The sequence below is a fragment of the Ruoffia sp. FAM 26254 genome (assembly GCF_045528545.1).
In the GTDB taxonomy this organism is placed as follows: Bacteria; Bacillota; Bacilli; order Lactobacillales; family Aerococcaceae; genus Ruoffia; species Ruoffia halotolerans.
The window spans coordinates 54419-78364 of record NZ_JBGQQY010000005.1 but is presented as its reverse complement, the minus strand read 5'-3'; the positions used below and the strand labels follow the sequence as shown (position 1 = coordinate 78364).

21 protein-coding genes are annotated in these 23946 nt (G+C 37.2%); 1 reads left to right on the top strand and 20 read right to left on the bottom strand.

What is annotated here, in order from left to right:
- Positions 1 to 203: 203 nt before the first annotated feature.
- Positions 204 to 1961, bottom strand: a complete 1758-nt coding sequence (locus ACEN3Z_RS02595) for an NlpC/P60 family protein (RefSeq protein WP_407089479.1) — start codon at positions 1959 to 1961, stop codon at positions 204 to 206.
- A gap of 328 nt (positions 1962 to 2289) precedes the next feature.
- On the opposite strand from ACEN3Z_RS02595, the gene tyrS reads away from it, so the two are divergent.
- Positions 2290 to 3558: a tyrosine--tRNA ligase gene (tyrS, locus tag ACEN3Z_RS02590; RefSeq protein WP_407089478.1), complete on the top strand. Its 1269-nt coding sequence runs from the start codon at positions 2290 to 2292 to the stop codon at positions 3556 to 3558.
- 50 nt (positions 3559 to 3608) lie between these two features.
- On the opposite strand, the gene ACEN3Z_RS02585 is transcribed toward tyrS, so the two are convergent.
- The 19 genes from ACEN3Z_RS02585 to glpK all read right to left on the bottom strand — a co-directional run bounded on the left by ACEN3Z_RS02585 (position 3609) and on the right by glpK (position 23776).
- Positions 3609 to 3785: a hypothetical protein gene (locus ACEN3Z_RS02585; RefSeq protein WP_218931585.1), complete on the bottom strand. Its 177-nt coding sequence runs from the start codon at positions 3783 to 3785 to the stop codon at positions 3609 to 3611.
- Between the two features lie 13 nt (positions 3786 to 3798).
- On the bottom strand, positions 3799 to 4500 hold the full coding sequence (locus ACEN3Z_RS02580; protein WP_407089477.1) for an NAD(P)H-dependent oxidoreductase: 702 nt from the start codon (positions 4498 to 4500) through the stop codon (positions 3799 to 3801).
- A gap of 14 nt (positions 4501 to 4514) precedes the next feature.
- Positions 4515 to 5303: a hypothetical protein gene (locus tag ACEN3Z_RS02575; protein ID WP_407089476.1), complete on the bottom strand. Its 789-nt coding sequence runs from the start codon at positions 5301 to 5303 to the stop codon at positions 4515 to 4517.
- A gap of 11 nt (positions 5304 to 5314) precedes the next feature.
- A complete protein-coding gene (locus ACEN3Z_RS02570; protein WP_407089475.1) occupies positions 5315 to 6730 on the bottom strand; it encodes an ATP-binding protein in 1416 nt (471 codons plus the stop codon).
- On the bottom strand, positions 6730 to 7446 hold the full coding sequence (locus ACEN3Z_RS02565) for a response regulator transcription factor (protein WP_407089481.1): 717 nt from the start codon (positions 7444 to 7446) through the stop codon (positions 6730 to 6732). The genes ACEN3Z_RS02570 and ACEN3Z_RS02565 overlap by 1 nt, the downstream gene beginning before the upstream one ends.
- Positions 7447 to 7768: 322 nt before the next feature.
- A complete protein-coding gene (locus tag ACEN3Z_RS02560) occupies positions 7769 to 8191 on the bottom strand; it encodes a single-stranded DNA-binding protein (protein WP_407089474.1) in 423 nt (140 codons plus the stop codon).
- 103 nt (positions 8192 to 8294) lie between these two features.
- The gene (whiA, locus tag ACEN3Z_RS02555; protein ID WP_138404435.1) at positions 8295 to 9224 is read right to left on the bottom strand and encodes a DNA-binding protein WhiA; all 930 of its coding nucleotides are present in this window, start codon (positions 9222 to 9224) and stop codon (positions 8295 to 8297) included.
- Positions 9225 to 9250: 26 nt separating this feature from the next.
- Entirely contained in the window at positions 9251 to 10270 is a 1020-nt protein-coding gene (yvcK, locus tag ACEN3Z_RS02550) for a uridine diphosphate-N-acetylglucosamine-binding protein YvcK (RefSeq protein WP_407089473.1), read from the bottom strand.
- On the bottom strand, positions 10267 to 11154 hold the full coding sequence (gene rapZ / locus ACEN3Z_RS02545; RefSeq protein WP_138404437.1) for an RNase adapter RapZ: 888 nt from the start codon (positions 11152 to 11154) through the stop codon (positions 10267 to 10269). Before rapZ ends, yvcK begins: the two co-directional genes overlap by 4 nt.
- A gap of 286 nt (positions 11155 to 11440) precedes the next feature.
- Positions 11441 to 13159 (bottom strand): phospho-sugar mutase, encoded by a 1719-nt coding sequence (locus tag ACEN3Z_RS02540; RefSeq protein WP_407089471.1) that lies wholly within the window; start codon positions 13157 to 13159, stop codon positions 11441 to 11443.
- Positions 13160 to 13413: 254 nt separating this feature from the next.
- On the bottom strand, positions 13414 to 14373 hold the full coding sequence (gene trxB / locus ACEN3Z_RS02535) for a thioredoxin-disulfide reductase (protein WP_328803159.1): 960 nt from the start codon (positions 14371 to 14373) through the stop codon (positions 13414 to 13416).
- Positions 14374 to 14470: 97 nt separating this feature from the next.
- Entirely contained in the window at positions 14471 to 15496 is a 1026-nt protein-coding gene (locus tag ACEN3Z_RS02530) for an NAD(P)H-dependent glycerol-3-phosphate dehydrogenase (RefSeq protein WP_407089470.1), read from the bottom strand.
- Complete coding sequence (gene lgt, locus ACEN3Z_RS02525; RefSeq protein ID WP_218931594.1) at positions 15496 to 16344, bottom strand: prolipoprotein diacylglyceryl transferase; 849 nt, start codon at positions 16342 to 16344, stop codon at positions 15496 to 15498. Before lgt ends, ACEN3Z_RS02530 begins: the two co-directional genes overlap by 1 nt.
- A complete protein-coding gene (gene hprK / locus ACEN3Z_RS02520; protein WP_407089469.1) occupies positions 16335 to 17282 on the bottom strand; it encodes an HPr(Ser) kinase/phosphatase in 948 nt (315 codons plus the stop codon). Before hprK ends, lgt begins: the two co-directional genes overlap by 10 nt.
- A gap of 167 nt (positions 17283 to 17449) precedes the next feature.
- Positions 17450 to 17758, bottom strand: a complete 309-nt coding sequence (locus ACEN3Z_RS02515) for a PspC domain-containing protein (protein ID WP_338490077.1) — start codon at positions 17756 to 17758, stop codon at positions 17450 to 17452.
- A 40-nt stretch (positions 17759 to 17798) separates the two neighbouring features.
- The gene (locus ACEN3Z_RS02510; protein ID WP_407089468.1) at positions 17799 to 19409 is read right to left on the bottom strand and encodes a DUF4097 family beta strand repeat-containing protein; all 1611 of its coding nucleotides are present in this window, start codon (positions 19407 to 19409) and stop codon (positions 17799 to 17801) included.
- A 265-nt stretch (positions 19410 to 19674) separates the two neighbouring features.
- Complete coding sequence (locus ACEN3Z_RS02505) at positions 19675 to 20382, bottom strand: MIP/aquaporin family protein (protein ID WP_407089467.1); 708 nt, start codon at positions 20380 to 20382, stop codon at positions 19675 to 19677.
- A 29-nt stretch (positions 20383 to 20411) separates the two neighbouring features.
- Positions 20412 to 22247 (bottom strand): type 1 glycerol-3-phosphate oxidase, encoded by a 1836-nt coding sequence (gene glpO, locus ACEN3Z_RS02500; RefSeq protein WP_407089466.1) that lies wholly within the window; start codon positions 22245 to 22247, stop codon positions 20412 to 20414.
- A gap of 2 nt (positions 22248 to 22249) precedes the next feature.
- Entirely contained in the window at positions 22250 to 23776 is a 1527-nt protein-coding gene (gene glpK / locus ACEN3Z_RS02495) for a glycerol kinase GlpK (RefSeq protein ID WP_407089465.1), read from the bottom strand.
- Between the last annotated feature and the right edge of the window lie 170 nt (positions 23777 to 23946).

Here is a 23946-nt window from a genome sequence, read left to right as displayed (position 1 = left end):
TTAAAGATGAGAACACAACACAAACTATCGTTGCATAGAGAGACACTTAAACATAGGAATAAAAAAAGAGCCAAGGTGACTGCGTCACCTGGCTCCTCGGTCCACCAACATCAAAAATTCATGAACCGAAAAATTCTCCCCCAAAAATTTATAAACAAAAAACCAGATCAGACTTTCCTGACCTGGTTGTTAAATTCTACTAATTATTTGTTTACGCGTAATGCGAAACTTGGCATGAAGTAAGAGCTAACTGAGTTATACTCTAATGGTGTTCCTGGTTGTGACGCATGGATGTAGTTACCGTTACCTGTTGCGATTGCAACGTGGTAAGTAGATCCAGGTGTTCCCCAGAAGTATAAATCTCCAGCTTGAGCTTCGCCAACACCGATTTTAGTTCCAGCGTTTTCTTGTGCTCCAGTCCATCCACCTACGTTAACTCCGTAAGTTTCTTGGAATACGTGTTGTACAAATCCTGAACAGTCAAAGCCTGAAGGTGATTTCCCACCCCATACATATGGTGTTCCTAAGTGTTGCGATGCGTTTGATAATAATGCATCAACACTTCCTTGAGCTGCTTGGGCTTCAGCTTCTGCCTCTGCTGCCGCTTGAGCTGCTGCTTCTGCCTCTAATTGAGCTTGCGCCGCCGCTTCTTCTGCTGCTGCTTGGGCTTCGGCCTCTGCTGCCGCTTGGGCTGCTGCCTCAGCTTCGGCTTGAGCTTGTGCCGCTGCTTCAGCTTCTGCCTGTGCTTGAGCTGCTGCTTGGTCATCAACTACAGGTGCTTCTTCTACAACTTCCCATGTAGGTGTATCTGCAATAACTTCTTCCTCTACTGGTTGCTCTTCAACAACTGGTGTTTCTTCAACTACCGGTACTTCTTCTACAGGTGTTTCTTCAACGATTGGCGCTTCCTCTACAGGGACTTCCACTACAGGAGTTTCTTCAACGATTGGTGCTTCCTCTACAGGGACTTCCACTACAGGTGTTTCTTCAACGATTGGTGCTTCCTCTACAGGCGCTTCTTCTGTAACAACTGGTGCTTCTTCAACTACTGGAGTTTGTTCTGCAATTGCTTGAGCTTCTTCTGCTGCTTGAGCTGCCGCTTCAGCGTTTGCTTGCGCTTGGGCTGCTGCTTCAGCTTGAGCTGCTGCATTCGCTTGTGCTTCTGCAATTGCTTGAGCTTCCGCCTCAGCTTGTGCTTGGGCTGCTGCTTCGGCTTCTGCGATTGCTTGCGCTTGAGCTGCTGCCGCTTGTTCAGCCGCGATACGTTGAGCTTCTTCGAATGCTTGACGTTCAGCAACTAATGCTTCACGGTGAGAAGCTGCTAATGAAATATCGTTTGTTAATTGGTTGTAAACTTCTTCAGATGCTGCAGTTTGTGCTGACAACTCTTCTTTTAAAGCTTCAAGTTCAACCATTTTTTCGATTTTTTGATTTTTTGTTGATTCTGTTTCAGATTTTTTGCTTTCAACATCTTCTTTATCTGAAATTTGTACATTTAATAAATCTTTGTTTGCAGATACCATTTTGTTAATAACATCTACACGACCAACAAAATCACTTACTGATTCTGATGATGCTACATAGTTTAAATAGTTAGATGATCCACCACTTACTTGAACAGCACGTGCTTGATCAGCTAATAAGCCTTCACGTTTACCGATAATATCTTCAAGTTGAGTAATTTCTTCTTCCAATTCAGCGATTAACGCATCATCTTCTGCTACTGCTTCAAGGACTGCAGTTGCCTCTGCTTGAATTGTATCAATTTCAGCATATGCTGTAGCTAATTGAGCGTATAAAGCTGTTTGTTGAGCACTTAAACCTTCAATTTGAACGTCTGCTTCATTAATCAGCGCGTCATAGTTTTGAGCTGATGCTAAAACTGGTGCTGCTACCGAACTTAATGCTAATGCAGATGTAAATAAAGTTTTGAATAAGCTCTTAGAAAAAGTTTTCTTCATTGTTTATTGCTCCTTCGTTAATACTAGTTTTGTTATATTCGTCAAATTCATATTATATTCATTAAATCTTCTTTTTTTCGACCTGAGAAGATAATAACACACCTTTGAGTTGAATAGTTGATTTTCTTTGATTCGTATACTGTTTGTAACACTACTGTAAAATTTCAGAGTTTTTGTCATTTAAGTGATTTTTCTTATCCTATAATTTCAGTATACTTTGAGTACTTAGAGTCTTTCTTCAATTTTATTTTTGTAACAGAACGTTGATTAACTAAACTTAAATCCCTATAATAAGATTATCTATTCAATTCTATAAAGGAGACTCATAATGCATATTCTAGAAGATTTAGAGTGGCGTGGAGCCATCAATCAACAAACAGACTCAGAAGGTCTAGAAAAACTAACACATAAAAAAGCGATTGGTCTATATTGCGGAGTTGACCCGACAGGGGATTCAATGCATATCGGTCATTTAATTCCATTCATGATCCTTAAACGATTTCAATTAGCTGGTCACAATCCAGTCGTAGTTATTGGTGGGGCGACAGGTTCAATTGGAGATCCAAGCGGCCGTAGTAGTGAACGTCAATTACAGACCATGGACGTTGTAAAAGAGAACGCCAATAAACTGACACAACAAATGGATAAGTTATTCTTAAAAGGCGATGCTGAAAATAGTGGCTTCCGTGTTGTAAATAATTACGATTGGTTAAGTGAATTATCTTTATTAGATTTCTTACGTGACTACGGAAAACATTTTAACATCAATACAATGCTTGCTAAAGATATCGTAGCTTCTCGTTTAGAAACAGGGATTTCATTCACTGAGTTTACTTACCAAATATTACAATCCATTGATTTCCATTATTTATACAAGAACTTAGATGTTCAATTACAAGTAGGTGGTGCAGACCAATGGGGTAATATTACAGCGGGACTTGATTTCATTCGTCGAATGGAAGGTTCTGAAGCAGAAGCTTATGGATTAACCATTCCATTAATGCTGAAATCAGATGGAACTAAATTTGGTAAATCAGCTGGAAATGCGATTTGGTTAGACCCAGAGAAAACAACACCTTATGAATTCTACCAATTCTGGATTAATCAGCAAGACTCAGATGTTACTAAATTCCTTAAATACTTTACTTTCTTATCTAAAGAAGAGATTGAAGCTTTAGAGAAAGAAATTGAAGTGAATCCACACTTACGTGTAGCTCAACGCCGTTTAGCTGAAGAAGTTACTCGTTTTGTCCACAGTCAAGAAGCACTAGATGAAGCGCAACAAATTACTGAAGCACTTTTTACTGGTGAAGTTGGTCAACTTTCAGCAAAACAAATTGAAGAAGGTTTTAAAAACATGCCACAATCGACAATTGCTAGACAATCTGAGAATTTAGCTATCTGGTTAGTTGACACTGGAATTGTTGATTCAAGAAGACAATCACGTGAATTTATTAATAACAATGCCATCTCTATCAACGGAGAGAAAATTAATGATGTTGATTATGAGATTGGTCCTGACGATGCGATCGATGGTAAATACATCATTGTCCGTCGCGGTAAAAAGAAATATCATTTAGTTATTTTTGAAGATTAATACTTCAGTCCAAAAAGAAGTCACCTACTTTTTAGTAGGTGACTTCTTTTTTATTCGTTCCAATTTTCTGGACTCCAACTTGCACCATCTAATTTTCCTTTATGGTTTTCAATGCGTTTCTCTTGTTCTCTTAATAAATTCATCGCAGCGACTAATAAAGCTTTCGTCGGATAATCTGCTGCTTTCTCAACCCATTCATCATGATAGTTATCATAGTGTGTATTCATCGAGTCAACCTCCTTACCAGCGATCAGTTAAAGTGAATAATTCACTCACTTCATCCGCTTGATCTTCTAGCGTTTGCTTCCACAGATCGAATAGAATTTCATTTTCTGCCGATAGATTGAGTTGCTCAGCTTCAATGGCCTCTAATTTATCTAACAAGTAGCGCTGATAAGTTAAATAACTTAAATGCGTCCCTTCTTCTAAGTAACAAGCGTATTGATACATTAACTCCATCTTCTCAGATTCACTCATATAAGCAAATTGGTGAACCGAAAAAATAGGTAAATAAGTCATATTAAAGTAATTTGCCAATGATTCATACGGAGATAATACTTCTGATAACGTCCGTCTCTCTCGCCCACCTGCTTGATACTGACTCTCCTTCACACCTGCCACAACAACAACACCTAATTCTTTTGTTGCTAATTGTCTAGCCAACTGATCATTTGTTTGTCTATCTTCAATGACCGTATCTAACCACAGTTTCATAATTGCTGGTGCTTGATACCAATAAAGATGGAATTGAAAGATAATTCGGTCATACTCTAATAGACGAGCTTGTTCTGCTTCAGCATTGAATGACCCATTGTGGTCAAATTCACTTTGTAAATCTACGTAGGTCACATCTGTTATATGCTTGCCTGAACTTAATAGAAATTGCTGACTACTCGAAGCCGCAACATCTGGATGAGCTACGTATACAATTGTTTTACTCATTCAATCCTCCTCAGTTATTCTGGTCCAAATAATCGCTTTAAATATGGAGATATCTCCATAGCGTTTTGGAATTCTTGAAGATTTGCTACATCAATATTACTGGCATTAATTTCCTCGACCAGCTCTCTTGCGTAGCTTTGGAAAGCGTCATTTAGTTTAGCCAATAATGTTTGATTGTACACTAATGCATAGGCTTCTTCAGCTTCCTTCAATCCACGTGCAATGACTTCGAAATATCCCTCCGTCACAGGAATAAACTTTAAATTATTTAATGTAGTTACTACAGTTTCATAATTTAAAGTTTGACTTAACGCATCATCAATAAGTAAATTGATTGTTTTTTGAAAGTTATCCTCTGTCTCTTGGAAGCGATAAGGTTCAATCGTTTCAAGTAGGGTGTAATATTCAATGTTTTCCACATAAGGAACATTACTATTGACTTGCCCACCAGTGATTACAGGTTCAATATACATTGCATTCACTTCATTGCGAGCGTAATAACGACGATGTAAATCATTATACGCTTGGATTTGTTTCGGTCCTAGGACTTCTGATTCTTCTAAGTCACTCAAGTGTGTACGGATACTCATTAAATCATCCTCATTCATATCTTCAATAACAAAGCCTGTTTCTTTATCAAAGTAATATTGATCAATTTGTTGAGTGACTCCTTGAGCATAAGCTTCTTGGCGATGGATGTTTTTTACTTGATGCTGAGAATACAAAAAGAAACTTAATTGAATGATTACCGCAACAAGTATTGTACAGGACAATAAAACTAAAATTTTTGCTTGCTTCGTCATGACGGTTCCTTTCAGAGTTTACTTTCTTTTTTATGTGGTAACTTCACAGTGAATACTGAACCCTTACCTAATTCACTGTCGACTTCTATATTACCTTGGTGAGCTTCAATGAGTGATTGAACGACAGATAAACCAATACCCGATTCTCCAAACTCAGTATTTTTCCTTGATTCGTCCACTTTATAGAATCTTTCCCAAATACTTTGTAGATGCGCTGGATCGATTCCGATACCCTGGTCGATAACTTTAATTTCACTATACTCTTCTTGCATCTTCCCTTGTAAAATAATATCACTGTCTTCAGAGAATTGAATGGCATTGGTGACGAGATTTATGAGAATTTGAATAATTCGATCATAATCTGCCCACACAATTAAGCCCTCTTCTGCTTCAACTATAATATTAATATTTTTCTTAGCTGCTTTCCGTGATAATTGTTCTTTAATTTGGTCGAGGAGTTTATTCCCATCATTCTCCTGCTTAGTTAAGACGAATTGATGGCTTCTAATTTTTTCGTAGTCTAAGTTTTCATTGACTAATCGAGTCAGTCTTTGCGTTTCCCGTTGAATCAATTCTAAGCTTCGCCCTCGTTGCTTCTCTGGAATCATATTATGCTGTAAGCCTTCCAGAAGTCCGCTCATCGTTGTCAGTGGTGTCCGCATTTCATGAGCAACATCCATCATGAATTGACGTCTTAAACCTTCTTGTCTCTTTATTTCTTCTTGCGATTCCATTAGTGAATGTGACATCTTTTGGAAATCCCTTGCTAAATCCCCAAACTCATCTTGCCCATCCGTCTCTATCGTTACATCGTAATTTCCTTGACCAATTTGTCTAGTTGCATATTGGAGTCGATGGATTTTGCGCGTTTGCAAGATTGAGTAAACTGTACTAATAATAACCCCCATAATAATCGCTAAAATAAGTGATATAAATATATTCTGTCTGACTGCATCAAGTCTTGCTTGTAGGTCATCTAATGGAGCCGCCAAACTAATAAAGCCTGATGGAAATTCCCCAACATCCTGATGGGGTAGATATACAGTTAGATAAGGCTCAACCTCGCCGTTTTGGTTATAACGGTCCACTGTTCGAAAGCCAAGATATTGACCAGATTGAATTAACTGCAACTCTTCCTGAGATAAATTCGCATCGAAGCGTTGATCATAAGTCGGATAAATTGTTCTTCCATCTGATAAATACACTTGAATAACAATGTTTTCACTTGCTAATAACTGAGATGTTCTCACTAAATCATTTCGTGAAAAGTTATTATTAACGATGTTATACCCGTAATTTAGTAATTGCTGCTCACGTGTTTGCTCAATCTCAGTCGTCATTTCACCTTCAATTCGATAAGCAAAAAGCGCAACCGTTGCAATAATGACTAATAAAAATGCAAACAGTTGTTGCCATAAAACCTTCATTATTCCTCACCAGGTGCTTCGTATTTATAACCGACTCCCCAGACTGTTTGAATTATTTGTGGACCCACTTGTTCAATTTTCTGACGTAATTTCTTAATATGTGCATCAACAGTACGTTCATCTCCAAAGAAAGGATCTTCCCAAAGACTTGTTAATAAGTCTTCACGACTAAATACTCGTTTAGGATGTTCTGTAAATGCAACAAGTAAATCAAACTCTTTCGGTGTGAGATTCTCAATGGGTTTATCTTTATAATAAGCTTCGCGTGTTGATGTATTGATATGGATAATTTCTGTTTCAACATCAAATTCTGAAGCAGTTTCCACTTCTTCCTCTTGTGTCGGTGTTACCTGAGCTCGTCGGTGTAATGCTTTCATACGAGCGAGTAATGTAATCGGGCTGAAAGGCTTTGTTACATAATCATCTGCCCCAATTTCAAGTCCAATCACTTGATCACTTTCTGAATCTCTCGCTGTTAACATAATAATCGGTGTTTCATTAGATATTTTTCGTATATTCCGACAGATTTGCATGCCGTCCATTGTAGGAAGATTCAAGTCTAATATCACGATATCCCATTTCGTAGGATTATTTTTATACGCTTCGTAGCCTTCTGCTCCGTCCTGATGGAAGGCTGCTTCATAGCCTTCATTCTCAAAAAACATCGACATCATTTCGCTCACTGATTCATTATCTTCTATCATTAAAACGTTCATCATTGTTTCCTGCCTCCTTTTGCACAATCCTCGTGCCTTGTAGTCATTATTATACATGAATTAAATGATTTTAAGCAATTTGAATCCATTATCTCTCATCTCCTCATAATATTCACAATTTCGTCACATTTGCATACAAAAAATGCCCAATATAATCTACCTTCGTATTTACCTACGTCACTTTTGGGAGGTTGGAATATACGTAAATAAAAAGGTATCGATTATACTAAGCATCTTTAGAGGTTTATAAATTAGGCTTTGGTACTTTTGAATAATATACTTTACTGGGTTTAATGGTTAAAATTATAGAATAATTTTTTTATTAGTTCATCACAGCACGAATACTTTCTTCATCAATTTGGATATCCGTACTTTGATTTTGCTCAACTTGATTATTGTCGGTTTGCTTTTGTTTTGAGCCATCTGAGTCACGTGATTGCAATAAAGTTAGTTCTTCGACAAGACATTCAATGACGTATCGGTCATTATTCTCGCTGTCTGTGTATTTGCGACTTTGCATCTTACCGGTGATGGCAATTTGATCCCCTTTGGCAGTATAGTTATGCAACAAATCAGCAAGATGGTTCCAAGCGACAAATGGAATAAAATCAGCCCGGCGCTCACCGTTTGCATCTTTTTGATAATGATTGATCGCAATAACATTATTAACAACACGACCATTTTGACCTACTTTATTTCGTCTAACATCTCGTACAATTCTTCCAACATACATTGCTTTATTCAAAAAATCACCCCTTTCTTTTTTGGTCTATATATATATACGTAAAAAAGGGGTGATTCCATTATTTTATTTTCAAATTTACACAAATTTTACATAAAATTTACAATTAACCGATTTCTTCTGCCATTTTTACAATTTTTCTTAAGCGGTGATTCACACCCGATTTTGAAATCGGTCCACCTGGTATTTGCTCTCCAAGTTCTTTTAAGCTCATATCTGGGTTACTTAATCTAAATTCTGCCATAACTTTTAGCTTGTCAGGTAAAGTTGTTAGTCCTTGATAATCATCAATTAAACGAATCGCTTCAAGCTGGCGTTGAGATGCATCAATGGTTTTGTTCATATTCGCATTTTCGCAATTTACTAAACGATTCACTGAATTACGCATGTCACGAACGATGCGAATATCCTCAAAGCGTAACACAGCACTTGATGCGCCAATAATCGCTAAGAAATCGGAAATCTTCTCCGCTTCTTTTAGATAAGTTATAAAGCCATTACGACGATTGATTGTCTTGGCATTTAAATCAAAATCATTCATCATTTGACAAATATCTTTATTATGTTCATCGTAACTTGAATAAATTTCTAAGTGATAATTATTTGACTCAGGATTATTTACAGAACCTCCAGCTAAGAATGCACCTCGTAAGTATGAACGTTTCTTTTGTTCATTCTCGGTAATATCACTTGTGACTTTTGTATTCAAGCCAATACCTAACATATCCAGAATATTCAAGTCTTCTAGAATTTCTTTCACTCTAATACGACAACGTACTATATATACATTGTTCTTCTTCAGCTTCATCTTGCGTCGAACAATTAATTCACCTTCGACTCCATAATGATCCTTTAAAAGTGTATAAATTCGGCGCGCGATTGCTGCGTTCTCACTTTGAATATTCAAAATGAACTTTTGTTGATATATACTTACAGCACCATTCATTCGAATCAGCGCAGTAAGTTCCGCTTTTGCATGCTCTCGGTGTACTTCTAATAGCGTACATTCTTTTTTTACGTCTGAAGCAAATGTCATCGTGCCTCACCTCTCTATCTTTATTACTATTGTGTCTTTTCTACTTTTCGGGGGGCTAATTTTAAAGAATTTAACAAGTAGCCTAATTCTTCGACAACTTTCTCAGTATCATGATATGCCCCACCATGTTTCATACTTAAAAATTCGCTAGAGATGACGCGACAATCTTCTTTACGTATGCCTTCAAAATCATGTTTAACTTGTAATAAATATTCTTCGTTTGGTTGTGTTCTAATATAATCTTCGGGGACTTCCGTTGTATTCACTAGAACTGTATCAATAAATTTATTATTCAAATGTTGATGGAGAACTTCTACATGATCGGCGTCGGTAAAGTTCTCAGTCTCACCTAATTGAGTCATAATGTTACAGATGTAGACAACTTCAGCATTTGTCTTGACAATGGCTTCACCAATCTCTTTAATCATTAAGTTTGGCAAGATACTTGTGTAAAGACTTCCTGGACCTAAGATAATCATATCTGCATCCATGATAGCATCAACCACACGGGGCGAAGCTTCTAAAGCTTCTTCTCCTTCTGTGGTTGTGACCAATACTTCTTTTATCTTCTTGCGGTGAGAAGCAATACTTGATTCTCCAACCGCAATAGTTCCATCTTCAAATAAAGCATTTAGTACCAGAGGATCTTGAGCTGCTGGTAATATTTGTCCTTGAATATGCATCCACCTTGATAACATGTCGATAGCATCTTGCATTGAACCATGCATTTCTTTTAAAGCGGCAATCAACAAGTTACCGATCGCATGGCCAGCTAAAAAATCATCCGTAGATTCAAAGCGATATTGAAATAAATCAATAAACTCTGGTTCACGTGCCGATAAGGCACTCATACAATTTCGAATATCTCCGGGAGGTACCACATTAATATAGTCTCTAATCACTCCACTACTTCCACCGTCATCAGCAACAGTAACAATAGCAGAAATACTTGCATTCAAATGTTTTAACCCTCGAAGTATTACCGGGAGGCCAGTCCCTCCTCCGATAACAGCCACTTTATAGCGTGGTTTGGCTTTTTCGCTCATGATCGATTGACCGATTCCTTATTTTTTAATTTATCGCGGTGCGAGACATTCACCACGTAATGATCATTTTCTAATTCTTGACCCATTCTCTTAGCTAAGGCAACTGAACGGTGTTTACCACCGGTACATCCAATAGCAATTGTCACGCTAGATTTACCTTCTTTTTTGTAACCTGGTAAACAGTATTTAATTAAATTCATAAATCGTGAATAAAATTCTTCTGTCTCCGGTTGCTTCATGACATAGTCATATACTTCCGTATCTAAGCCCGTTTTAGGTCTTAGCTCATCAACATAATGTGGATTCGGAAGGAATCGCACATCCATGACAATATCTGCATCGATGGGCACCCCAAATTTAAAGCCAAATGAGACCATTTCAATGTGGAATGGTTGATAAGTATCAGAAGCAAAGACTTCGATAATTTTCTCTCTTAATTGTCTTGGCGATAAATCTGTTGTATTAACGATCATTTGTGATCGTGCTCGAATGTCACTTAACATTTCTCGTTCTTTTTGAATTCCTGTAATGGTTCTCTCTTGTGTTGCCAAAGGATGCTTTCTGCGTGTTTCTTTATATCTAGATACTAAGGCTTGGTCATCGGCTTCTAAGAAGACAATACGTGTTGTAATGAATTGAGTGTTATCCATCTTGCCAATAACATTCTCTAATTCACTGAAGAATTCGCGTGTCCTTAAGTCAATCACAAGTGCGATTCGTGTAATTTTCCCTGATTCTTTCATTAATTCCCAAAATGTAGGAAGTAAATTTGGTGGCATGTTATCGATGCAATAATAACCTAAGTCTTCAAAACTTTGGACTGCGACAGTTTTTCCTGCCCCACTCATACCGGTAATTATTACTAATTCTAATGTATCAGACATGCATCTCGCCTCTTTCCCTTGATTTTAATATATTGTATCACAATCACATTGATTTTATTATGATTATCGTTTGAATATTCTGTTTGTCTAAATTTGCTTCCTTATATTATCAGTAATCGTCTAGTAAAAGCAATTTATTTTATTTCTTTAAATAAAAATCCAAACGATAATTAATCGAATACAAACTCCTTTCACCGCAGCATTCTAATTGAACGATATGCACAGATTGAAGCCAATATTCAGACTAATCATCATTTGGATACTCTTATTTAGACTAATTCAATTGTTACTCAGTTAATTTACGCATATCTGCTTCAATCGCTTCTGCTTTTTGATCAACCGTCTCACGATTGTCACCGCGTACTCCTAAGTATAATTTAATCTTAGGTTCTGTACCACTTGGTCTAAAAGCAACCCAGCTACCGTCTTCTAACGTATATTTTAATGCATCTGATGAAGGATAGTCTAAGCCTGCTGATTTACCGTCACCATATTGCACTGTTCCTTCTAGATAATCTGCTGCTTTATCGATAGATAAACCACCTAATTGAGACGGAGTATTTTTGCGAACTTGGCTCATAATGCTTGCCATCTTCTCTTTTCCAGATAAGCCTGGGAATGAAACTGAAATGGTCTTTTCAACGAAGTAGCCATATTTATCATAGATAGCTTCTAATGCATCACCTAAAGTACGACCAGCTTTTTTATGGAAAGCCGTTAATTCAGCTAGAATAACTAAAGCTTGGATCGCGTCTTTATCACGCACAAATGGTTGTACTAAGTAGCCAAAACTTTCTTCGAATCCCATTAAGAATGTATGTTCATTTGTTTCTTCATACTCCTTAATCTTCTCAGCAATAAATTTGAATCCAGTCAATACTTCGACCATTTCTAAACCATAGCTTTCAATAATCGCATCGGCTAAATCAGTTGATACGATTGATTTTACAGCAACACCATTGTCAGGTAATTCTCCTTTTTCGCGGCGGGCATTCAGAATATAATCTAACATGATGGATGCAATTTGATTCCCTGAAAGTAATTGGTATGAGCCGTCTGCGACACGAATCATTGCGCCTAAACGGTCAGCATCCGGGTCAGTTGCTAATAAGATATCAGCATCAACTGAACGGCCTAATTCTTCTGCTTGAACGAAAGCATCTGCGGACTCTGGATTAGGTGACTTAACTGTTGGAAAGTTTCCATCAGAATCTGCTTGTGATTTAACAACTTGAATGTTATCAAAGCCGATTTGCTCTAATGCTTTTAGACCAATCATTAAACCTGTTCCGTGTAATGGTGTAAAGACGATATTGACTTCATCTTTCATTGATTGCACTAAGTCTAAATCAACTGTGACAGCCTTCATCTCTTCTAAGTAAGCATTATCTACTCGTTCACCGATAATTTCAATGGTTCCTGATCCTAGCAAGTCTGTCTTATCTCCGACAGCTACTTCAAGTGGATTATTAATTGCGCGAACATATTCTGTTAATTTATCTGCTGCTTCTGGTGGCATTTGCCCACCATCTTCGCCGTAAACTTTGTATCCATTGTATTCGGCTGGATTGTGGCTCGCAGTAATCATAATACCAGCATATGTGTTTAAATGACGCACTGCAAATGAAAGGACAGGTGTTGGTCTTAAACTTTCATAAACGTAACTCTTGATGTCATGTTTTCCTAACACCATCGCTGCTTCCATAGCAAATTCAGGTGAGAAATGACGTGAATCGTAAGCAATCGCTACCCCGCGTTTTTTAGCATCTTCCCCGGCGTCTTCGATTAACTTCGCTAAGCCTTCTGTCGCTTGGCGAACAGTATAGATATTCATGCGATTTGTACCTGGTCCTAATACTCCACGCATCCCTGCAGTACCAAAACTTAAGTTCGCTCCGAAGGCATCTTCGCTTTCTTCGCGTGATAATTGATTCAGCTCTTCACTTAAATGTGTATCAAGTGACTTATGATTTTTCCATAGTTGATATATTTCTTCCCAAGACATAATTATCCCACCTTTTCTAATGTTATTTTTATTATAACATCATTTTATAATACAACAAAGGTTAACCTTTTCTGAATTAAAGCCTTTTCACAGTTCCCAAATTTTATTTATCGTTTTAGGCAATATATTACTTTAATCCGCGATATCTTTTATTATCTCTATCACTTTTCTTAGTAAATATTCCATAAATTTTTACATAAAAAATGACCAACTAAATTAGAGGTTAGTCTAATCCGTTGGTCATGCTTTATAAATTAGTTTACTTGGTTAATTGGATCTTTCAAGCTTTGAACATAGTCAAACGCGCCTTGTCCAGCAATACTACCGTCTCCGGCAGCTGTAACAATTTGGCGTAGGTGTTTTTGACGGATATCTCCAACTGCAAATAAACCTGGAACAGTTGTTTCCATGCGCTCATTGGTAATGATCCAGCCTTCTTCATCTGTGACACCTAAATTCTCAACAATATATGAGTTTGGTATTAGACCAATGTAGACAAATACACCATTCGTTTCAAAGTCTTCTACTTTGTTCGTTTTTACATTACGAATTGTGACTGAATTAACGCCATTTTCACCATTAATCTCTTCAACGACACTATCCCAAATAAAGTCAACTTTAGGGTTATTAAAGGCACGGTCTTGAAGTATTTGTTGCGCTCTTAATTGATCGCGTCGGTGTATGATTGTTACTTTATCAGCGAACTGCGTTAAGTAATTTCCTTCTTCAACAGCTGAATCTCCTCCACCAACAACAACTAAGTTACGGTCACGGAAGAAGAAACCATCACATACTGCACAGTATGACACACCTGAACCGCTTAAACGGTCTTCACCTGGAACACCTAACTCACGGTGATGGGCACCTGTTGCAATAACAACTGCGGGTGCGATATAAATTTTGTCAGCGGTATGAACATATTTCGTGGTTCCTGACACTTCAATATGAGTCACATCACCGTATAAGTGCTCTGCACCGAATTCCATCGAACTATCAAAGAATTTCCCTGCTAATTCAGGTCCACCAATTTTAGTATAGCCTGGATAGTTTTCGACATCTGCCGTATTAATTAATTCTCCACCAGGTGCACCTTTTTCAATTATAATTGTTTTTAAATTTGCGCGCGATGCATATAAGGCAGCGGTCATTCCACCTGGGCCTGCTCCGATTATAATTACATCTGCTTCAACACGTTCTTTTGTTATCTCTACCACTCGCTCTAACCTCCTAGGTTCGTCTGTTTAGTATTGTATATCATAGAGCTTTGATTGTTCTTAATCAATCTATTTGCTTAATACTATTTATTATATCTTATTTGTCAAGCGACTCTTCTTGTTTACCTTCACGTAACATCAATGATTCAATCGCATCTTCAACAGATATTTTCTTATCTGTGTATAGAGCCAAATAAAGCATATCCGTAATCGGCATGTCAATGCCATATTCTTTTGCTAATTCATAGGCCACTTTTACAGTTAATATCCCTTCAACTACCATGAACATCTTCTCGCTCACTTCTGCTCTCGAATAGCCTTTAGCAATCAAGGTTCCAGCTTGGAAGTTACGGGAATGTGGGCTTGTACAAGTTACAATTAAATCTCCTACTCCACTTAAGCCAATAAAGGTTAATGGATCTGCTCCTCGAGCAGTACCAAGTCTTGATATTTCAGCTAAACCTCTAGTAATCAAGGCTGCTTTTGCATTATCACCATAACCTAAACCAGATATAATTCCTGCGCCAACGGCAATAATATTTTTTAATGCGCCACCTAATTCAACCCCGATGACATCTGTATTGGTATACACTCTGAAATATCGATTCATAAATGCTTGTTGCACTGCTTGAGCAGCTTCAAGATTATCACTTGCCGCTGTTAAAGTTGTCACATCCTGGCGAGCAACCTCTTCAGCATGACTTGGTCCTGATAAGACAACGACATCTTGATAATTATCTTTATTTAGTACTTCTGTTAATACTTCGCTGATTCTTAGTTGCGTATTCATTTCCAAACCTTTCGAAGCATGCACAATCACTGGTGCTTGCGCTTGATCTTCAAGTAATGGATTTAATTCTTGTGCCATTTGTCTCATGGCATTGGTTGGGACAACTAATATAATCATTGATGCATTAGAGACAGCTTCAGATAAAGAAGTCGTTGCTTTAATTTCTTTCGGTAAAGATACATTGGGTAAATACTTTTCATTTGTATGTGTTTGATTTATCTCATCGATAATCGTTTGCTTTCTACCCCAAAGAACTGTGTCATGTTTGTTCTCACTTAATACTTTGGCTAAAGCACTTCCCCATGAACCTGAACCAATAATAGCAATCTTCATTATTCATCCTCATTTCTAACAACCCTTGATCGGTCATCTGTGTAGTAAGGCACCAGGTCTTTCCCTTTTAGACGAATCCAAAGTACAAGACCAATACCAATAACTACTAGAATAAGCGACAAGATTTGAGAAACTCGTAATGGACCGATATATAAACTATCTGTTCTTAGGCCTTCAATCCAAAAGCGTCCAATACCATACCAAATCATATAGAATGCAACGAGTTCACCACGTTTGAAGAAATCTTTACGGGGTCTTAGTAGGAGTAAGGCAATTAGACCGACTAAATTCCATAAAGACTCATATAAAAACGTCGGGTGATAATAAGTCCCATTAATATTCATTTGTTCAATAATAAAATTAGGCAGAGCTAAGTTTTCTAGAAAAGCTTTTGATACCGGCCCCCCGTGGGCTTCTTGGTTCATAAAGTTACCCCAACGCCCAATCAGTTGACCAGCAAAAAGTGCGGGTATCGCAATATCGAAGACATTAATGACACTGAGTTTGTATCTTTGACACAGTACATAAATTGTTATCGCACCACCGATAACACCACCGTAGATGGCCATTCCACCTTCCCAAACTCGGAATATACTTAATGGATCAGACAGATATGAGTTTGAAGAGAATATGACATAATAGATTCTAGCCCCTACTAAACCAAAAATCACTGTCCAAAAGAGCAAATCAAAAGACGTATCTGAATCAATTCCCTTACGGCTTGCTTCACGCGTAAATAAAATGTATCCGACTAAAATAGCCAACCCAATTATAATTCCATACCAACGGACCGGCCAGCCAAATAATTCAAAGGCAATCGGATCAATCGCTAAAAAATTCAATCCCATTCTATTGTTCCCCCACGGTTCTCTTGGATTAAATCACGTAATTTACTATTAAACGTTACTTTCGCATCATAACCCATTTGAGTCGCACGGAAATTCATTGCCGCAGATTCAACAATCGCAGCTAAGTTTCGCCCAGTTTTAACTGGGATACGAATCGAAGGCACTTGAACTTCGAATATTTGCTCATACTCTTTATCATAACCAAGGCGGTCATATTGTGTGTTTTCGTCATCCAATACTAAGTTGATAATGAGCTCTAATCGTTTACTACGACGAATCGCAGATACACCGTACAAGCTCATAATATCAATAATACCTAAGCCACGAATTTCAATCATGTTTTGTAGGATTTCTGGGGCTTCACCGTTTAAAGTCAATTCATCAATTTGATACAGCTCTACACGGTCATCCGCAATAAGTCGATGCCCTCGTTGAATCAGCTCTAAACCAATCTCAGACTTACCAATACCACTGGATCCAACTAACAATACCCCCATACCAAAGACTTCCAAAAAGACACCATGCTTTGAAAGTCTTTCAGCGAGTTTTCTCTCGAGATAATTCGTAATATTTGCTAACACCCGACTTGTTTTGGATCTAGCTGATAAGATAGGAATACCTAAAGAGTCCGCAACTGGGATTAATTCTTCAGGTATATCAATCTCACGTGATACGACAATCGCTGGCGTCTCATCCGTACACATTAATGAGAAGATATTTGATCTTTCTTCGGATGTCTTTTCACTTAAAAACGACATCTCAGTGCGTCCAATTAATTGGATACGTTCATGTGGATAATATTCTTTGTAACCTGTTAAAATAAGCCCAGGTCTTGAAACTTCACTTGAATAAATTTTGTTTGCTTTATACTCTTCACCATATATTAAATTGATATCTAACGTGTCTACTAACTCTTGTACAGTTACTGCATTAGTCATGACGTATATTCCTCCTGTGAATGATCTTATTTACTTCTAAATGTTATCACACAACTGCCCAACAATCACGAACCAAATATTAAATCATAACTTATATAGTAAAAAAATCTACACCTGCTTAATACAAGCAAGTGTAGACTTAGTTCAATTTATTTAATTTCGTTTAATTAGAAGTCATCCCAATTATCATTATCTTCGGGTGTTACATCTTTAGGTTTATTATTCGAAGAAGGTCTATCTGAACCGAATGGATTCGATTTTCTACTTTGACCACCATTAACTTGATAGTCATAAGGTAAGAGTAGCCCTAAAAGAATATATAACCAAAATCCTGATGACCCTACCCAAAGCAGGATAAAGAAGATTACTCGAACAATTGTCGGGTCAATATTGAAATATTCAGCTAATCCCCCACACACACCCATAATATGTTTATCTGTTGATGACTTAAATAATTTTTCACTTTGATTTGACATTTTATATCCCTCCATAATTTTTAATGTCTTGTTATGTTTATTATAACTCTTTTTTACTATCTTTTAAAAATATATCGCCAGAAGTTGTTGTGATGTTAACCATTGCATTATCTGTATCACCTGATACAATTCGATGGTAATGTGCTTTTTGTTTAGTTGGATGCTCGTCAATACTTTCAAGATTTGATAAGCGGTTTTTCACTTCACCGTGGGTAGTCTTACTGTCAATGGTTAAATTCATTTGACTTGGCAGCGATAACTTAACATCCCCACTCACTGTCTTGATTTTAACATTCGCATCATTCGTATCTTTTTTCGTTAGATAAAAGTCACTGTTTAAAGTGTCTGCTGATAAGTTTCGGATGTAACCATTCACTCGAACATCCCCATTTAAGTCACTCATCACTAGTGTATCAATCGGTGAGTTTTGAATATTAATATCACCGTTTAATAATTCTAATGATACTTCATTTGCTGTAACTTTATTTAAGATCACATCTCCATTTTTGTTTTTAACTACAATTTCTTTACTAGTTAAACCATCTAAATCGATTTCGCCGTTCAGCAATTGAATTTGGAATCGATCAACATCTCCTTGAGGGACTTTGATTGTACCGTCAACTGAGAATTTCGGTGATGTCACTTTCAATACAAAGCGGTTATCAATGATACCGATCGTATTTACTTCTTCAAAGTGCTCTTTAGACGTTTCTTCATGGCTACCATGGAATCGTACTTGTGCATCAACGACAATATTGTCACCGTCATGGCTCACTACTTCAACAGAACCATTATATAATTCAATCTCAAAGCGATTTACTCCTTCAACGGGATACGTAAATTCATAATCTTGTGAACTCGTCTTGATCCATGGTACTTGGAAAGAAACATTAACATCTTTTAAGTTAAAGTTCTCTAAAAATGATTTAGATTGTTCTGTGACGAATGAACCCCATTTTTTACCTTCACGGGATGCTTCTTTTCCAAAGTGTGTGGCTGCTTCAGCAAATTTCTCTGAACGGTTATTGAAGAATTCTTTGAAATCTTGCTTGTTAGATTCTTTACTCCAGCCTAAGGCCTCTTTTTCTCTTTGTAATTCAGTAAATTCACTTTGTAAAATATCTAATTCAGCTTGAATGTGATCTCTTTTTTCAATAGTATTTGCTTTTTGTTCAATCATTTCAAGGGTTAAATCATCTAATTCTTCAAATATCTCAATCTCACGTATGCGTTGTTTGCAGATTACTAATTTTTCATTCTCTTTAGCTATCTTTTCGTTCAATGCTTGAATTTCAGTGTTAATTTCTGCTAAACGTGCTTGATTATTCTTAACTTTCTCAGTATCTTCAGTTTCTTCAAACTCAGACCATTCTTCAGAGTCGGCCTTTTTCTCAGTGCTATCCTTAAAGTAGTCACCCATACATTTAGCAAAGTCTTTTCCTTGATTAAAGACTTCTTCAAATGTCTGATTAATACTTGCTTCTGTCTCTTTCTCAGTGTCGTCTGGTGTTTGAGTCGTTTTTTCATCTGTTGTTGTCGTTGATTCTGATAAAGTATCATTATTTGATGCCGCTTCTAATAAATCAAGTGCTTCTTCCATAGAAATAACATTTTGTTTTACTAGCTCAATTATACGCTCTTTTTCATTCATATCAGTTTACCTCCAATGATTTTTATCTCCTGCTTCTCTACACTTATTATTATGTCATCGATTGTCAAGGACTTCATAGGTCTAGAGCCCTATTTTTACTTAGTTGTAAGTCAATGTATATCCAAATTTGTTAACGGACATATCTTTTGCTTTCGTTCTATCTATATTATGCATGCAAATGGATCTAAATTCATTGGACTATAGACCCATATTTTGAATAAAATAAAAAAGCTAACGGATTTCCCGCTAGCTTTAGTAAATATATTTAGTTAATGATGCCAAATACGAGTGCTGCTAATGCTGCTCCAACAATCGGCGCCAATACTGGTATCCAAGAGTAACCCCAGTCAGAGTCTCTCTTTTGTTTAATTGGTAAGATCGCGTGAGCAATACGTGGACCTAAGTCACGTGCAGGATTAATTGCATAACCCGTTGTTCCTCCTAAAGATAAACCAATTCCGATAATTAAGATACCGACACAAATTGTTGATAAACCTGGGGCAATATCGTATTTCGAAAAGCTTAAGATACCAAACATTAATACAAATGTCCCTAATAATTCCCCAATAAAGTTTGAAACTGTATTGTAAATTTCTGGTCCTGTAGAAAACGTTCCTAAGATGGCTGATGAATCTTCAGTCACATCAAAATGTGGTTTGTATTGTACCCAGACTAAGACAGCTCCTAAAAATGCCCCAAGCATTTGTGCGATTGTATAAGGTATGACTGAACTCCAAGGTGTACTTCCTTCAATAGCGAAAGCGATCGTTACCGCTGGATTTAAATGCGCAGGACTCATATAACCTGAAGCTAAAGCTCCTAATGTTACTGCAATCCCCCAACCAATCGTAATTGATAACCAACCCGCACCATTACTTTTTGTTCCTTTAAGTAAATTCCCAGCAACAATCCCGTCTCCTAATAAGACTAAGATTAACGTTCCTATAAATTCTCCAACTAGCTCTGTTCCCATTTTTTCCCCTTTTACATATTAAATTTTTATTATTTTGCGTTGTTTTTTAATTCTTTTAAATCATTTTCAGCTAATACAGCAGCTAACTCATCTAAGTGTGCTTGTTTTTCTTCTTCAGACCATTCAAAGTATCTTGCCATTTCATTCGTAATTGGAAGTGTTAAATCATCCAGAGTTTCACGCATGAATAGTAAGTGATTTGTTCTTCTTAAGAAATAATCTACAGGAGTTAAAGCCATCTCTTCTCTCATTGTATAATGCAATACCAGTGTATCGCGTAAACTTAAGCCTTCAGCCGCTTCAAGGGTTGTAACTAAGTTGAATACACGTGGTGCATTTGAGCCAAAGACTCTAGCGATATAACTTGCGTCTGCTTTGTCTAAACCACGTTTCACACCTAATTGAGCAAAAGTTTCTAATTCTGAATCCACATTTGCTGGATTTAATTCTCCACCAGAGACTGGATAAGTTTTTGAATTAACTAAAGTAAATTGCTTTTGATATTGTGTTGAAAGAATCTCAATAATTGCTTTCATTGCTCCTTCAGCCATCTTACGGTAATCCGTAATTTTTCCTCCAGCTAGTGTAATTAAGCCGTTATCATCAATATCTAAAGAACTTCCACGAGATACCGCTGAAGGGTCGTTAGCTTTCTCAGACGTACTTGTTTCAATTTGTCCGATAGCTTCTTCAACGTCTTCACGCGTTGTTTCTTTATTTAAGTAAGCACCTACAGTTGAAATTAAATGATCAAAACTCTCATCCGAGATTGAACCATTATTCCCACCATTATAATCGGATGCTTTATTACCTGAAATTAACGGACGTAACCCTGCCCAGCTACTCTCAACATCATGAATTGAAATATTCGCTTCGGGGAAACGATTATTCACAATGCCTAATAAGTAATCAACATCTTCTTGAGTCACTGTTGGATGAGCTAAATCACCTGTGTAATCTGTATCGGTCGTTCCAAAGTATGTTTTATTCTCTCTTGGAATGACAAAGACCATACGCCCATCACCTAAGCCAGTATCAAAGTATGTTGGTTGAGGTACTTTAATCTTGCTATTATCTACGACTAAATGAACTCCTTTAGTTGGACGCATTTGTTGGATTTGGTCATCTTCTTTATTTAAATTACGTACTAAATCACTCCAAGGCCCACTTGTGTTAATTACCGTACGTGCTTTAATTTCAAATGTTTCGCCTGATAACATATCTTTAGCAACCACACCATTAATTTGTCCTTCTTCATTGAATAAAAACGACTCAGCTTTCACACGACTAGCAATGAGTGCGCCATCTTGGTTTGCGCGCTTGATATTCTCAATGACTAAACGCGCATCATTATTGTTGTAATCTAAGTATTGCCCACCACCAACTAAGCCTTCTGCCTTAATTTGAGGTTCACGTTCCAATACTTCTTCTTTCGTTAAAGTTTTATTTGCCAAAGGTGAATTGCTAACGCCGGCTAATAAATCATATAAATCCATGGCTACTTTCAAACGGAACATATTAAATGTCGCATTTGGCTCATCATAAACCGGTAATAACATTGGATCTGCTTTAGGAATATGAGGCGCGATTTGTTGTACAACTGCACGTTCTTGGACAGTATCTGAAACAACTTCAACATCAAATTGTTTCAGATAACGAATGCCTCCATGAACGAGTTTCGTTGAACGACTACTTGTTCCTTCAGCGAAATCCTGCATCTCTATTAGACCTGTTTCTAACCCACTGGCAGCAGCTTGAATCGCCACTCCTGCTCCAGTGATTCCTCCACCGATAATTAATAAATCAAGGGTACGGTCTTGTAACTTCTCAATCGCTCTTTGGCGTGTATCTTTAGAAAATTTCATGATTATTCCTCTCCTTCTTCCATCTCAACTTCATCTTGTGCAAAGACACGTGTCGCATGAACTGCTTTTTTCCAACCTTTGTATAATTGTTCTTTACGTGCATTATTCATTGATGGTGTAAATGTTTCGGCTGTTTCGTTCAATTTCTTAATTTCATCTAAATCTTTCCAGTATCCTACGGCTAAACCAGCTAAGAAGGCAGCACCTAGAGCAGTTGTCTCTAAGTTTTTAGCGCGAGCAATTTCTGTTCCGATAATATCTGATTGGAACTGCATTAAGTAATTATTCATTGCAGCCCCACCATCTACTTTTAATAAAGGTATTTTAATCCCTGTATCCATTTGCATGGTGTCAATAACGTCTCTCACTTGATACGCGATGGACTGTAGTGTTGCTTTAATAAAGTCTTCCTTCGTTGTCCCGCGTGTTAATCCAAAGACAGATCCGGTCGCATCTGAATCCCAGTAAGGCGCACCTAAACCTGTAAAGGCAGGAACAACATATACTTCATCATTATTGCTTGAGTTTCTTGCATAATCTTCAGACTCAACTGAATCGCTAAACATACGCATTCCGTCACGTAACCATTGAATGGCACTTCCGGCAATAAAGATTGACCCTTCAAGAGCATAATAGATTTTTCCGTTAATTCCATAACCAATTGTCGTTAATAAATTATTCTTAGATAATTCAAAATCCTCTCCAGTATTCATAATAATAAATGAACCTGTTCCATACGTGTTTTTGACCATTCCTGGTTCAAAAGCTAATTGACCAAATAAGGCTGCTTGTTGGTCCCCAGCCATACCACTAATAGGCACTTCTCCACCATAGAAGTGGAACGGTTTCGTTGTCCCGTATACTTCCGAGTTAGATTTCACTTCTGGTAGTAAGCTACGAGGAATATTTAACAACTCTAAAATCTCGTCATCCCACTCTAAATCCTTAATGTTATAAAGCATCGTTCTAGAAGCATTAGAGTAATCAGTGACGTGAGTCGCTCCATCTGTTAATTTCCAAACTAACCATGTATCAATTGTCCCGAATAATAATTCACCTCGCTCAGCCCGTTCTTGAGCGCCCTCAACATTATCTAAGATCCAACGAATTTTTGTCGCTGAGAAATACGCATCTACGATCAAACCTGTCTTTTGGTGAATCATATCTGCATGACCGTCTTGTTTCAATTGTTCAGCGATATCCGCTGTTTGTCTAGATTGCCAAACAATCGCGTTATAAATAGGTAATCCTGTCTTTTTATCCCAAATAACAGTCGTCTCACGTTGATTCGTAATTCCGATTGCACTAATATCTGATGGTTTAATACCGCTTTCAATAAATGCCCCCGCAATGACTGATTGAACTGAGTTCCAAATCTCATTCGCATTATGTTCAACCCAACCTGCTTTAGGAAATATTTGAGTAAACTCTTTTTGATAACTCGCTACTTTTCCGCCCTGTTTGTTAATTATCAGCGCTCGTGAACTCGTCGTACCTTGATCAATCGACAAAATATACTTTTCTTCCATCTTAATCCCCCTATTAATCTGTAAGCAATTATTATTTATGTTTAGAAATCGCTTTCTTTGTGATTATATTGTATCTCTTAAAGTTAATTTGTAACTATCGCGTTTTTTAGAATTATTTAAAAAAATGAGAGCGCTGTCCAAAAAAGATGAAACACTGGCTTCAAGAATTA

Bases quoted from the DNA above. Each gene is read 5' to 3' on its own strand.
- ACEN3Z_RS02595 (WP_407089479.1), bottom strand. From the start codon at position 1,961: ATGAAGAAAACTTTTTCTAAGAGCTTATTCAAAACTTTATTTACATCT.
- tyrS (WP_407089478.1), top strand. From the start codon at position 2,290: ATGCATATTCTAGAAGATTTAGAGTGGCGTGGAGCCATCAATCAACAA.
- ACEN3Z_RS02585 (WP_218931585.1), bottom strand. From the start codon at position 3,785: ATGAATACACACTATGATAACTATCATGATGAATGGGTTGAGAAAGCA.
- ACEN3Z_RS02580 (WP_407089477.1), bottom strand. From the start codon at position 4,500: ATGAGTAAAACAATTGTATACGTAGCTCATCCAGATGTTGCGGCTTCG.
- ACEN3Z_RS02575 (WP_407089476.1), bottom strand. From the start codon at position 5,303: ATGACGAAGCAAGCAAAAATTTTAGTTTTATTGTCCTGTACAATACTT.
- ACEN3Z_RS02570 (WP_407089475.1), bottom strand. From the start codon at position 6,730: ATGAAGGTTTTATGGCAACAACTGTTTGCATTTTTATTAGTCATTATT.
- ACEN3Z_RS02565 (WP_407089481.1), bottom strand. From the start codon at position 7,446: ATGAACGTTTTAATGATAGAAGATAATGAATCAGTGAGCGAAATGATG.
- whiA (WP_138404435.1), bottom strand. From the start codon at position 9,224: ATGACATTTGCTTCAGACGTAAAAAAAGAATGTACGCTATTAGAAGTA.
- yvcK (WP_407089473.1), bottom strand. From the start codon at position 10,270: ATGAGCGAAAAAGCCAAACCACGCTATAAAGTGGCTGTTATCGGAGGA.
- rapZ (WP_138404437.1), bottom strand. From the start codon at position 11,154: ATGTCTGATACATTAGAATTAGTAATAATTACCGGTATGAGTGGGGCA.
- ACEN3Z_RS02540 (WP_407089471.1), bottom strand. From the start codon at position 13,159: ATGTCTTGGGAAGAAATATATCAACTATGGAAAAATCATAAGTCACTT.
- ACEN3Z_RS02530 (WP_407089470.1), bottom strand. From the start codon at position 15,496: ATGAAGATTGCTATTATTGGTTCAGGTTCATGGGGAAGTGCTTTAGCC.
- lgt (WP_218931594.1), bottom strand. From the start codon at position 16,344: ATGGGATTGAATTTTTTAGCGATTGATCCGATTGCCTTTGAATTATTT.
- hprK (WP_407089469.1), bottom strand. From the start codon at position 17,282: ATGACTAATGCAGTAACTGTACAAGAGTTAGTAGACACGTTAGATATC.
- ACEN3Z_RS02515 (WP_338490077.1), bottom strand. From the start codon at position 17,758: ATGTCAAATCAAAGTGAAAAATTATTTAAGTCATCAACAGATAAACAT.
- ACEN3Z_RS02510 (WP_407089468.1), bottom strand. From the start codon at position 19,409: ATGAATGAAAAAGAGCGTATAATTGAGCTAGTAAAACAAAATGTTATT.
- ACEN3Z_RS02505 (WP_407089467.1), bottom strand. From the start codon at position 20,382: ATGGGAACAGAGCTAGTTGGAGAATTTATAGGAACGTTAATCTTAGTC.
- glpO (WP_407089466.1), bottom strand. From the start codon at position 22,247: ATGAAATTTTCTAAAGATACACGCCAAAGAGCGATTGAGAAGTTACAA.
- glpK (WP_407089465.1), bottom strand. From the start codon at position 23,776: ATGGAAGAAAAGTATATTTTGTCGATTGATCAAGGTACGACGAGTTCA.